The sequence below is a fragment of the Solidesulfovibrio aerotolerans genome, assembly GCF_009856865.1.
GTDB classification, from domain to species: Bacteria; Desulfobacterota; Desulfovibrionia; order Desulfovibrionales; family Desulfovibrionaceae; genus Solidesulfovibrio; species Solidesulfovibrio aerotolerans.
The window spans coordinates 49,508-61,662 of sequence record NZ_WVUD01000010.1; the positions used below are offsets into that span (position 1 = coordinate 49,508).

The window sequence follows — 12,155 nt, forward strand, 5'->3', positions numbered from 1 at the left end:
GCAGAAGAGGCCTCCGGCGGCCGGGGGGGATAATCCCCCCGGTCCCCCTTGATAGGAGAAGTTTTGCAAGGGGTTATGGGTGTTGGTTGGCAGTCTGGTCGGCTCTAGACTGGGACAGATTTCGCGAACGCGCGGCCAACGCGTCATTTCCCTGCCGGTCCGCCTCACGCAGGCGGGCCGATATTCTTTAATCGGTCCTGCCTTGGGCAGTGCACCGCGAAGACACGAGGCAACGACGCCGCATGGGTTTGGTGCGATTTCTCCTGGCTGCCGCCGTGGTAATAAACCACACCGGACCGCTCTACGGTCTGGTGCTGACCGACGGCTACATGGCTATCAAGGTCTTTTTTATCATCTCGGGCTTTTACATGGCCCTTATTCTGACCGAAAAATACAACGGTCCGGGCCAGACCAGCCTGTTCTTCTCCAACCGTTTCCTGCGCCTTTTTCCCTTGTATTGGGTGGTGCTCCTGCTCTCACTGGGGGTATCGCTGGTCTTTAAATTCGGCCTGCATACCGCCTTGCTCCTGGGGCCATGGCAGACCTGGCTGGGCCACCTCAAACCGGCGACGATAGCGCTCCTGGCAGCAGCCAACATCACGATTTTCGGCCAGGATCTGCTTTTTTTCAGCTCCCTTACCGACGCCGGAACTCTGGCGTTGAGTACCGACGCCCTCTACCGGGCCACGCCGGCCTGGTTTTTCCTGCTCATTCCCCAGTCTTGGACCATATCCCTGGAGTTGGTCTTTTACGCCCTGGCTCCCTGGCTGGTGCGCCGGAGCACCGGAGTGCTCGTGGCCCTGGCCGGGGCGAGCTTTGTCCTGCGGGTGCTGATCTATTGGGCCGATCTGCCTTTTGATCCCTGGAAACAGCGTTTTTTCCCTGTGGAATGCGGCTTTTTCCTGCTCGGCATCCTGGCCTACCGGCTCTATGCCGCGCTCAAACCCGTGGCCATCCCCCAGGCCACGCTCTGGAAAATTGTCGGCCTCTATCTGGCCGCCCTCCTGGGCTACCAGTTCCTGCCGGGGTTTATGGGCAAGGAGCTTTACCTCTACGCCGCAACCGTTTTGTCCATCCCCTTTCTCTTCCGGCTGACCAAAAAAATGGCCTATGACCGAACCCTTGGCGAGCTGTCCTATCCCATCTACATCACCCACTGGACCGTGATCCTGATGGTTGAATACGCCTGCGGCCGGGCCCATCTGCCGGCCATCGCCCTTATCGCCACGGTGGCCGTCAGTTGGCTGCTCAACCGTTTTGTAGCTGACCCCATCGAGGGCTACCGCCAGCGCCGCGTCTTGCGCAGCCGTTGACGCCAAGCCCCGAAAAGCGGCTTTTGCTTTTCGCACCGCCGTGTTAGGGTAGTTCAGCCCACAACCCGAAACACGCGAGGAGCAAGCCATGGTTGCCATCAAAACCATTTTGTGCGCCCTGGATTTCTCGGAAGTCAGCCCCAAGGTGGCCGAATACGCCAAGACCCTGGCTGCGGCCTGCGGTGCCAAAGTCGTGGCCCTGTATGTGGCCCCGTCCTTGACCCAGTATGTGGAATTCCACGTCCAGGCCAGCTACATCGACGATTTCGTCTCGGGCATCGTCAACGGTGCGTCCGACACCATGGATTCGTTTATCCAGGAGTATTTCAAGGGCGTGCCGGTGGAAGGCCGGGTCGTCTCCGGCTATGCCGCCGAGGAGATCGTCAACGCCGCTGAAGAAGTCAACGCCGATCTGATCGTGCTCGGCACCCACGGCCGCAAGGGCATCGACAAGATCCTGTTCGGTTCCGTGGCCGAGAAGGTGATTAAGACCGCCAAGGCACCGGTGCTGTCCATGCGCCCCGAGATCAAGACCGCCTAACGGTGCGCCCGGTATTTTCTATGAAGCTGTGCCAAGCAGCAACCCAATGAACGTATAACTGTTATTCACAAAATCTCCGCTGTCAGGGACTGCCCACCGCCCAAAGCATTCCCCCGGCCTGACAACAAAAAAATCCCCCGGTCGCGTAAGCGGCCGGGGGAACATCGTTTGGGGCAGCGCCCGAAGGCAGGGGGCGTGCCGCCTAGCCCTCGTAGTACGAGCGCAGATGCTGGCTGCGCACCGGATGGCGCAGCTTGCGCAGCGCCTTGGCTTCGATCTGGCGGATGCGTTCGCGGGTGACGTTAAAAAGCTTGCCCACTTCCTCAAGGGTGTGGTCCGACTTTTCGCCCAGGCCAAACCGCTTGCGCAACACCTGCTCCTCGCGCGGGGTCAGATCGGACAAAACCTTCCCGATCTGTTCGCCAAGCTTGGTGTTGACCACTTCCTCAGCCGGGGCCAAGGCCTTTTTGTCCTCAATGAAATCGCCCAGGCTCGAATCTTCCTCATCGCCGATGGGCGTTTCGAGGGAAATCGGCTCCTTGGCGATCTTGAGCACCTTTTTGACCTTCTCCAACGGATAGTCCATGCGCTCGGCAATCTCTTCCGGGGTCGGATCGCGGCCGAGCTCCTGGACCAGATAGCGCGAGGTGCGGATGAGCTTATTGATCGTCTCGATCATGTGCACCGGGATACGGATGGTGCGGGCCTGATCCGCGATGGCGCGGGTGATGGCCTGGCGAATCCACCAGGTGGCATAGGTCGAGAACTTGTAGCCGCGCTGATACTCGAACTTGTCCACGGCCTTGACCAGACCGATGTTGCCTTCCTGGATCAGATCGAGAAACTGCAAGCCACGGTTGGTGTACTTTTTGGCGATGGAGACGACCAGGCGCAGGTTGGCCCGAATCAGCTCCTGCTTGGCCCGCTGGGCCGCGTTGTTGCCGCGCTTGATGCGCCACAACACTTCTTCCAGCTCGTGGACATTGTGGCAGCACTTGTCTTGCAAGCGGTCGAGAATCTCCATCTTGGCCGAGAGCATTTCCTTAAAGGAAAAAAGCTCTTCCACCGTCAAGCCCAGGGATTCGGCCGCAACCATGGGATTGATCGAGCGCGCGTCGAGCTGGGCGAACATCTCTTGGATCTCGGAGTGGGATTTCCCAACCGAAAGGATGTAGGCCGAAAGATCGCGCTGACAGTTGTGCATCTGGCGCACATAGTCCTCGACAATCTCGATGATGCGATCAATGAGCGTCTTTTCGAGCTTGATGTCGCGAAGACGGGTTACAATTTCCTCTTTAAAGACCATGATCTCTTTCTGGATGCCAAACACCCGGCGGTCCAGACAGGCGCATTGGTCGAACTTGCTGTAGATCTTGCGCTTTTTGCGAAAGGACGTCTTGACCTCTTCCAGCAGGAAAATGACCCGCTGGCGCTGGTTCATCTCGTCCTCGGAGGGATCGTCTTCCTCGATGGTCTTGACCACGTCTTTGAGCTTTATGCGCCCGATTTTGAGGTCTTCGCCCACCTGGATCAGTTCCTCCACCGCCACCGGCACTTCCACCAGGGCGTAGAGTACTTCCATCTCACCGTTCTCGATCTTTTTGGCGATGACCACCTCGCCCTCGCGGTCAAGCAGCGGAACCGCGCCCATTTCGCGCAAATACATGCGCACAGGGTCGGTGCTGCGCGAGGAATAATCGAGGGAATCCTCGCTCTCGGTCAGCTCCAGATCGGCGTCCGGGGCGTCGTCTGGCTCGGCGACAGCCGCTTCGATCTTGCGGCCGTCCTTGTCGGTATCGACGAGGTTGATGTCGAGCTGATCGAAGATGGCAATGACCTCTTCGAGCTGCTCGGGATTGTTGACCTCAGAAGGCAGGGCTTTGTTCACCTCATCGAAGGTGAGAAAACCTTTTTGCTTGCCTTTGACGATGAGGCTTTTGATTTGTTGTATCTCTTTGAGATTACTCATCTCCCCTCCCGGAAAGGGCCTGTAGTTCCCCGAGAAGCCGCAAGGCTTCTTCGTTTTCTCCCCGCTGCTGTGCCCGACGTATAGCTTCCATGACGGCTCCTCGCCGGTCCGTTATTCTCGCCTCGTGCAAAAACACGCGGATTTCCTCAAAAAACGCCGCCGCGTCCTGGTCGTCAAGGGCCGGTTCCAATTGGGCCTTGGTCCAAAACGCCCGCTCGGCTTCGCCAAAACGCGAAGCCAACTCGTCAGGGCCGTCCCCGGCGAGTTTGCTGAAAAATTCCCGAGCCGATCCACTGCCCAGATGCTCGACCAATCCTTCACCGGCCAGCCCGGCAAGATAATCGGGACGCCGCACGGCAAAGGACAAGAGCTGGGCGTCCCGAGGCGAAAGCTCCAGCGTTTGCGGCTTTTGGGGCGTGCTATTGTTTCGCGCCGCCACCGCCCCGCCGCCCGGCCGCCTGGAAGGCGCGGCTACGGTCCGGCGCAGCTCGATTTCGGCCAGCCCAAGCCCAGCCGCCACCCGCGGGAGAAACACCGCCCGCAGCCCGTCGTCGGCCAGGCCGCCCAAAAAATCCGTGGCCCAGGTAATGATCTCCTTGGGCGAAGACGCCTCGCGCACCATGCGCAGGCAAAACGTCAGCCCGTCCTCGGCCCGGGCCAGACACGCCTCGAAACCGTCCCGGCCGGCGGCGTGGAGCAGGCTGTCCACGTCCTCGCCGTCCGGCAGCGGCACCACCCGGCAGGCCCCGCCAAGGGTTAAAAACATCTGGGCCGAGCGCAGCGCCGCCTTGCGTCCCGGCGGATCGCCGTCAAAAACCAGATCGACCTTGGGGGCCAACCCGGTCAGCCGCCGGGCCTGCTCATGGGTCATGGCCGTGCCCAGCACGCCGCAGGCGTCGGTGTAGCCGAACTGGTGCAAGGTAATGACGTCGAGATACCCTTCGGCCAAAAGCGCCCGGCGCGACTTGGCCATGGCCGGACGCGCCTCGTACAGCCCGTACAGATGCTGTCCCTTGGTATAGATCGGCGTCTCGGCGCTGTTTAAATATTTGGGGTCGCCATCGCCCATGGTGCGCCCGCCAAAGGCAATGACCCGCCCGCCGCCGTCGCGGATGGGAAACATGAGCCGGCCGCGAAACCGGTCCCAGGTGCGGCCGTTTTTGCCCAGGGTCAAAAGCCCGGCGGTCACGGCTGCGTCGTCGTCAAAGCCCCGGGAGCGCAACACGTTTTGCAGGCCCTGCCACCCCTCGGGGCTCACCCCCAGGGCGAAACCCTCGATCATGGCGGCGCTCACCCCGCGCTTTTCCAGATACTCCCGGGCAACCGCCCCCTCGCCCTGCCCCAGCAGATGGCGGTAATAGCGGTCGGCCAGCTCGTGCATGGCCAGGCAGGCGTCACGCGCCTGCTTTCTGGCTGCCGCGCGCGGATCGTTGCGCACCCGGCCCAGATCGACGCCGAATTCCGAAGCCAGCCGTTCCAGGCCCTCGCGAAATTCCAGGCCGTTTATGCGGCAGTAAAAATCAATCACATCGCCCGAGGCCTGACAGCCGAAGCAATGAAAAAAACCCTTGTCGGGATGGACGTTAAACGAGCCTTTCGTCTCCTGGTGAAACGGGCACGGCCCCACCAGCCGGCTGCCGATGGAACGCAGGTTCACATAGCGTCCCACCACATCGGCAATATTGGCCCGGGCCTTAACCGCCGCCACCGCTCCGGAATCATTTTTCATTGCACCCGGCCGGCGGGGATAACCCCTTGTGGCGCGCAGGCTTCGGCAAGCGGGCGAAACCGGAGATCCTGCATATGCGTTTTGCGCCTTTCTCTTTTTCGTTGACCAAACCCAGCCGGCCGACCAGTCTTATCGTTGCGCTCCCAAGCGCGGCAGGCCCTAGGGCAGCCTATTTCAGCGTCACCATGGTCATGCCGTCGCCGCCGCGATCCTCGGGAGCCAGGGCAAACTGCGTCACTTGCGGGTGGGCTTTGAGCAGGCGGTGCACCTCGCGGCGCAGCGCCCCGGTGCCCCGGCCGTGGATGATCTCCAGTTCGCCATGCCCGCGCAGCAAAGCCTGATCGAGAAAGGCCAGCAACTCGCTTTCGGCCACATCAGCCCGAAGGCCCCGAATATCGCACACCAGCCCGCCACCTCGCACCGCATCGGACGGGGCCGTGTTGACAATCGTCGTGCCCCCGGCCTTGGCCGCTTTCCCGGCCGCCGCCAGATCGGCCACGCCCACCCACAGGCTGACACCGCCAATATCGACCTTGGCCGCTTGGCGCTTCAAATCTTTTTCCCGCACCACGGCGGTTTTTTGCCAACTCACCACCAGCACCGTATCGCCCAAGGGGACAGTGGCCAGATCAAAGGCTGCGGCCGGCGACTCGGCTTTGCGTTCGCCAAGAATATCGCTGCTTGCATCAATAAGACTTTTGCGCGCATCGGCAAGGGCCTTTTGCGCTTCCTTGCGACCAAGACGTCCGGCTTCGTGGCGGCGCACGATGTCCCGGGACAGTTCGCGCATCTCTTCAACCAGCTTGTCCTGGGCTTTTTGCAAGTTGTCCTTGAGCTTTTGGATGCGCTGTTCTTCCACCACCCGCTTGGCGGCAATGGCTTCCAATTCCTGTTCGCGGCGCAGGGCCAACTCGTTTAAGCGCTCGAAAACCAAGCCCGTATCGTTGCCGTCCAGCAGCAGATAGCGGTTGGCCCGCTCCAAAATATCTTCAGGCAGGCCGTGCTCCCGGGCCACATCCAGGGCGATGGACGCCCCGACCTGATCATAGGCCAGCCGATAAAGCGGCTTTTTGGTGGCCGGATCAAACAGCATGCAGGCGGCGCGCACCCCCGGCCGGGACAGGCCGTAGGCTTTGAGCGCCGGGAAGTGGGTGGCCGCCGCCAGACAGGCTCCCCGATCCAGGAGGCCGTCCACCACGGACTGGGCCAGGGCCGCGCCCTGGGAAGGATCGGTGCCGGCCCCGAATTCGTCGAGCAGTACCAGGGTATCGGCGTCGATGGCGGGCCAGACCCGGGACAGATGGCGAATCTGGGCGGTAAAGGTGGACAGATGGTCCTCAAGGCTTTGCTCGTCGCCCAGAAAGACGAAAATCTTGCGGAAAAAGGGCAGGCTGCTGCCCTCCCCAGCCGGTACGGGCAGCCCGGACAGGGCCATGGCCGCCAAAAGGCCCAGGGTCTTTAAGCACACGGTCTTGCCGCCGGCATTGGCTCCGGTGACGATAAGCGCCCGCTGGTCTTCGGCCAGGACCAGATCCTGGGCCACGGCCGGGTTGCCGGCGGCAGCAGCCAGGACCAGCAAGGGATGGCGGGCGGCCAGCAACTGGACGGCATGGCCGCCGGCCACTTCCGGCAGGGTGCCGCCAAAGGCGTCGCACAAGGCCGCCTTGGCCCACAACACGTCGCAGTCCACCAGCAGGCGGTAGGAGGCGACGATCTCGCGGCGCTCGTCCTTGGCCAGACCGGTTAAAAAGGCCATGACCCGGGCCTCGGCCTCGCGCTCTTCGTTTTTAAGCTCCTGGAGACGGTTGTTGATCTCCACCAGGAAAAACGGTTCCACGTAGATGGTTTCCCCGGTCTGGGAATAGTCGTGGACGATGCCGGGGAGCCTCCCCTTGAAATTGGCCCGCAGCGGCAGGACATAGCGGTCCGAGGAGATGGTGACGTAGTCGTCCTGCAAAAGCGGTCCCAGATCGCGTTCAGAGACGAACTCTTTGACCTTATTGAGGATCGTCTGGTGGATGGAGCGGATCTCCTGGCGCACGGAAAAAAGCTCGGGCGAGCTTTCATCACGCAGCCGTCCGTCCGGGGCCAGACAGCGGGTCAGCGCGGCCTGGGTCTTTTTGGCCCAAGGCGTGCCGGAGACAATGGCCCCCAGTACGGACGCCGGTGCCTCGCCGGAAATCGGCTGGCCCAGGGCGTCGCGCAGGGCGGCCACCCGGGACAGGACATGCCCCAAAGCCACCAACGCATCCAGATCAAGGGTTCGCCGCTCGCTGTCGAGCACGGGGAAAAGGGGTTCAAGATCTGGGAAAGGAGAAAATTCAAAGGCGCGATTACGGCGCAACTCCAGGGCTTCGGCCAGTTTCTGCTGTTCCCTGGCCACAAGCGCAACATCGCCCAGGGGCACAATGGCCCGACAGGCGGCGGCGGCGGGTTCGGAAGCGGCCATATTGGCCAACCGCTCCAAAACCTTAGGAAACTCCAGCAACGAGAGGGTTCTGGATTCCATAAAAAAAGGGGTGTAGGCGAGGCTGGTCAGGAAGCGAGGCGCGCCTTGACGGCGTCGCTGACCCGCTTGCCATCGACCCGCCCCTTGTGAGCGGCCAACACCGACTGCACGACCTTTCCCATGTCCTTCATGGTGCTGGCGGCAAGTTCGGCCACGGCGGCGTTGACGGCGGCGGCAAGCTCGTCGTCGGTCAGGGGAGCGGGAAGATAGGCAATAAGGACCGCCAGTTCCCGCTCCTCTTTTTCGACCAAATCAGCCCGGTTCGCCTTGGCGAACAGATCGATGGACTCCCGACGCTGCTTGACCTGCTTGGCGAAGACGTCAAAAAACTCCGCCTCGGTCAAGGGACGACGCAGCTCGACCTGGAGCGTCTTGGCGGCTGCTCGCAGCATGCGCAAGACACCGAGGGTCAGTGCATCCCTGGCCTTCATGGCAATCAGGGAATCGGATTCGATACGGGCTTGTAGATTCATTACATCATGTTTATTTTGCGCATTTTCTTAAGCAACCGCTTGCGAGCGGCAGCCTTCTTCTTCTTGCGCATGACGCTGGGTTTCTCAAAGTGCTGACGTTTCTTCAGCTCGGAGAGAATCCCGGATTTTTCGACTTGCTTTTTGAAGCGGCGAAGGGCCACGTCAAAGTTGTCGGATTCGTCAAGGTAGACACCGGGCATTTACATCACCCCCTCTTTGGAAAATTCCCTGCGGCAAAACGTGCGGTTTATCCGAGTCGACCCGCCATGTCAAGACATGCGGCCGACACGCAGAATAAAAACCGCCCGGCTGACACCGGGCGGCGGCAGAGTCCCGTGACCAGGCGGCAAGGCTAGTGGTGGCCGTGGGCCGGTGCGTTCTTGGTGTCCAGATAGGCCTTGTACATGCAATAGCCCATGCCCGAGGCAATGATGAAAAGCACCAGATACAGCACACTGAAAAACACGAAATGATCGGGCTGCCACCAGGGGAGATCCTGCGGCAGGGGGCTGTGAACAGTTTCGCCGTGTAACATGAAAAATTCTCCCGCGATTGGTTATTGGATGGCGTCCTTAAGCAACTTCCCCGGCCGAAATTTGACCACTTTGGAGGCCGGGATGTTGATCTCGGCACCGGTGCGGGGGTTGCGGCCGGTCCGGGCCTTGCGCTCATCGACCATGAAGGTGCCAAACCCCGTCAGTGTGATCTTCCCTTCGCCCACCAACGTCTCCTCAATGGCCTCGATAAAGGCATTGAGCGCGCGTTCGGCATTGGCTTTGGTCAGTCCCGTCTTTTCGGCAATCTTACCTACCAGATCAGCCTTGGTCATCAGTCCTCTCCTCCTCGGTTAATCGCCCCCGGCAAACGCGGCGGCACCATGCTCCCGATCCTCTCTGCGCGCCTGTCTCGCAAAAAACGTCAACAGGGACGCCCCCCCTCGCCTCCCCGCGGCGAGAACGGCCCTCCTGCCCCTGGTGCGCTGCCCATGCGGCAAAACGCGATACGCACGAGTGGGCAAACCAAAATCGATTTCAAGCCCAAAGTCAAGAGGGCAGGCGCGTTTTGAGCAATTTGGCCAGTGCGCCGAGCTGGCCCGGCGATAAAACTTCGGGCCGGTCCCGCCCCTGAATGCCGAGCGCCTCGCAGGCCTCGGGGAGGCCATCCGTCCAAAACGGTTTCAGGATACCGGCCAACTGTTTGCGCCGCAACGAAAAAAGCCGTTTGAGCAACAACGACAGCGCCCGGGGTTCTTCAGGCCGCTCGCCAGCCGGCCGGGGCGTTATCGCCACCACGGCCGAATCCACTTTGGGCTGGGGCCGAAAAACCGTCGGCGGCACCTTAAAGCAGTATTCGAGCTTGGCAAAAGCCGAAGTCCAGGCCGTCAGCGCCCCGTACTGCCGCCCGCCCGGCGGGGCACACAGGCGCAGCGCCACCTCGTGCTGGACCATAAAGACGCCCCGGCCAAAGAGCAGCGAGCCGGCGCAAATGTCCCAGAGCAGCGGCGAGGCGATGTTATACGGGAGGTTGCCGATAAGCTTGACCCCGGGCAGTCGGTCCAGCCGGCTCCAATCCATACGCAGGGCATCAACCAGGGCCGGATGCGCCCCGGGATGGGCCGTTGGCAGACGCGCCGCCAGCTCGCGGTCTTTTTCCAGGGCCAGATAGGCCCGGGGGCCGGCGGCCAGGATATGGGCCGACAGCGCCCCCCGGCCCGGCCCGATCTCGATGACCGTATCGGCGGCGGTGATGCCCAGGCGGGCCACAATTTTGGCCGCAATGTTGGGATCGACCAGGAAATTCTGCCCCAGGCTCCGCTTGGCCGGGGCGTAGTGCGCGCCGGGCGCGTCCCCGGGCGCCTGGGCGCGTTCGCGACGTGTCATCCATGCTCCTTTTCCAGCAAATCGTGTTTGAGCGCCCACAGGACATGCCCGGCCGCATCCGCGCCAGAAAGACCGGGCACGGCCGCCGCCAGCCGTTTGGCCAGGGTCAGGCCGGGACACCCGGAGCGGGCCAGAAAGACCAGAATACGCAAGGCATCCGGCCGTATTTCCTTATCAAGTTCTGCATAAATAACGGGAAAATCCTGCCGGTTATAGAGTGCCAGTCCGGCCCGGCTCCATGTCAGGCGCACGCCGTCGCCAAGCTGGCCGCCCGGATAGCCGGCAAAGACCTCGCCATAGGCCAGGGTCAGGGGATGGGGCGTGCGGGCAAGCAGCGCCCGGTCCGGCACGGGCGCGCCGGCCAGACGCTCCCACAACGCCAGATGCCGGGCCAGGCAGGCATCCCAGGTGAACAACTCGGTGGCTCGTTGCTTCCCGGCCAAGCCCATGGTTTGACGCAACTGCGGTTCCCGGATGAGCGCCAGCAGGGCCTGGGCCAGGGCCGGCACGTCCACGGCCAGGGACTGGGCCAGACGCAGATGGGTGTGGTTGTCATAGCACAACGGTGCCAGCACGTCGCGCAGGCCGGTTTCGACCGGCCCGAGCGTGGGCAGCAGCCAACCGGTGCGGCCGTGGACCACGATATCGCGGTAGCCGTCATAGTCCGAAGCAACAACCGGCAATCCGGCGGCCATGGCTTCCAGGAGGGTGAGGCCAAACGTCTCCTGGGGATTGTCCGCCAGGGACACGAACACGTCGGCCAGCCCGAACAGCGCCTGCTTGGCCGCCTCGGCCGGCCGCCGGATAAGCACCAGGGACAAGCCGATATTGGCGGCCAGATTGGCCAGGGTGGTCAAAAACGGATCGTCATCGGTGTCCGTATCTGTCCAACCGGCCACGACCAGGGTCAGCCCGGCCGCAGCGACGCCGGCGGCAATAAGACGCTGCACCGCCCGGAAAAGCGGCAGCAGATCCATCTTGGAGCTGTGGGAGATGCGGCCGAAAACCAGTAAAACCGCCGTCTCGGGGGCAATGCCGAAGGCGTCCCGGGCCGCGCGGCGCGCCTCCCCGTCAAGGCGCGTCCAATCGGCCGGATCGACACCTAAAGGAATAAGGGCCAGTTCCGGGGCCGGATAGTCCTCGGGGGAAAGCCCATAGCCCCGGCGCAGGGAGGCAAAGATCGCTTCCACGGCCCCCAGGCCGGCCGTGGACGTGGCCACGATAGCGTCGCGCCGGGTGGTGCCGGGCCAGAGGTGGGCCAGAAAATCCCGCTGGAACACGGCGTTACTCAGCGAATGGGTGGTGCCGGTGATGGGAAAGATCGAGCGGGCCAGGGCGTTTCGGGCGGCTGCGAGACGGGCCTGGGCGGTGATGCAATCGGAGAGGTGAAAGACGGCGTAGTCGGTGTCGGCCAGGGCGTGCGGCAGTTCCTGGCGCGTCAGAACTTTGAACGCCCCGCGCTGGGCCACCTGGGGATAGCGGGCGGCGAGAAGTCCTTCCTGCCGGTCCCGCCACTGCCGCGACGGCATGAAAAAATGATAGGCGTCATAAGGATCGGCCCGCATCAGCGCGTCTAAAAAGGCGGCGTTGGCCACTTTGCGGCCCATGACATCGTCGGATTCGACAAAGGGATCGAGGGTGCCAAAAATTCGTTGTGCGCGCATGGTGGAGACGGAGCCACAGCCGTGCTCCGATGTCAAATGGCTTGATTTACTTGTCTTGGCCTGTCTCTTGCAAACGA

The 12,155-nt window shown here is 62.2% G+C and carries 11 protein-coding genes; 2 read left to right on the forward strand and 9 right to left on the reverse strand.

Annotated features, from left to right (window positions below):
* Positions 1-242 precede the first annotated feature (242 nt).
* Complete coding sequence (locus tag GTA51_RS07865) at positions 243-1,313, forward strand: acyltransferase family protein (protein WP_160960093.1); 1,071 nt, start codon at positions 243-245, stop codon at positions 1,311-1,313.
* An 88-nt stretch (positions 1,314-1,401) separates the two neighbouring features.
* Complete coding sequence (locus GTA51_RS07870; protein ID WP_160960095.1) at positions 1,402-1,854, forward strand: universal stress protein; 453 nt, start codon at positions 1,402-1,404, stop codon at positions 1,852-1,854.
* Positions 1,855-2,056: 202 nt separating this feature from the next.
* Here the strand turns inward: GTA51_RS07870 and rpoD are convergent, their stop codons facing one another.
* The 9 genes from rpoD to GTA51_RS07915 form a co-directional block, all read right to left on the reverse strand.
* The gene (gene rpoD, locus GTA51_RS07875) at positions 2,057-3,823 is read right to left on the reverse strand and encodes an RNA polymerase sigma factor RpoD (RefSeq protein WP_160960096.1); all 1,767 of its coding nucleotides are present in this window, start codon (positions 3,821-3,823) and stop codon (positions 2,057-2,059) included.
* A complete protein-coding gene (gene dnaG, locus GTA51_RS07880; RefSeq protein WP_160960098.1) occupies positions 3,816-5,552 on the reverse strand; it encodes a DNA primase in 1,737 nt (578 codons plus the stop codon). Before dnaG ends, rpoD begins: the two co-directional genes overlap by 8 nt.
* A 169-nt stretch (positions 5,553-5,721) precedes the next feature.
* Complete coding sequence (locus tag GTA51_RS07885) at positions 5,722-8,061, reverse strand: endonuclease MutS2 (protein ID WP_160960099.1); 2,340 nt, start codon at positions 8,059-8,061, stop codon at positions 5,722-5,724.
* A 26-nt stretch (positions 8,062-8,087) separates the two neighbouring features.
* On the reverse strand, positions 8,088-8,534 hold the full coding sequence (locus GTA51_RS07890; protein ID WP_160960101.1) for a GatB/YqeY domain-containing protein: 447 nt from the start codon (positions 8,532-8,534) through the stop codon (positions 8,088-8,090).
* Complete coding sequence (rpsU, locus tag GTA51_RS07895) at positions 8,534-8,734, reverse strand: 30S ribosomal protein S21 (RefSeq protein ID WP_005990045.1); 201 nt, start codon at positions 8,732-8,734, stop codon at positions 8,534-8,536. Before rpsU ends, GTA51_RS07890 begins: the two co-directional genes overlap by 1 nt.
* A 152-nt stretch (positions 8,735-8,886) precedes the next feature.
* A complete protein-coding gene (locus GTA51_RS07900; protein WP_160960102.1) occupies positions 8,887-9,069 on the reverse strand; it encodes a hypothetical protein in 183 nt (60 codons plus the stop codon).
* 21 nt (positions 9,070-9,090) lie between these two features.
* Positions 9,091-9,363 (reverse strand): HU family DNA-binding protein, encoded by a 273-nt coding sequence (locus tag GTA51_RS07905; protein WP_006918963.1) that lies wholly within the window; start codon positions 9,361-9,363, stop codon positions 9,091-9,093.
* 214 nt (positions 9,364-9,577) lie between these two features.
* Entirely contained in the window at positions 9,578-10,414 is an 837-nt protein-coding gene (rsmA, locus tag GTA51_RS07910) for a 16S rRNA (adenine(1518)-N(6)/adenine(1519)-N(6))-dimethyltransferase RsmA (protein WP_160960104.1), read from the reverse strand.
* Entirely contained in the window at positions 10,411-12,078 is a 1,668-nt protein-coding gene (locus GTA51_RS07915; RefSeq protein ID WP_160960105.1) for a glycosyltransferase family 4 protein, read from the reverse strand. The genes rsmA and GTA51_RS07915 overlap by 4 nt, the downstream gene beginning before the upstream one ends.
* Positions 12,079-12,155 lie beyond the last annotated feature (77 nt).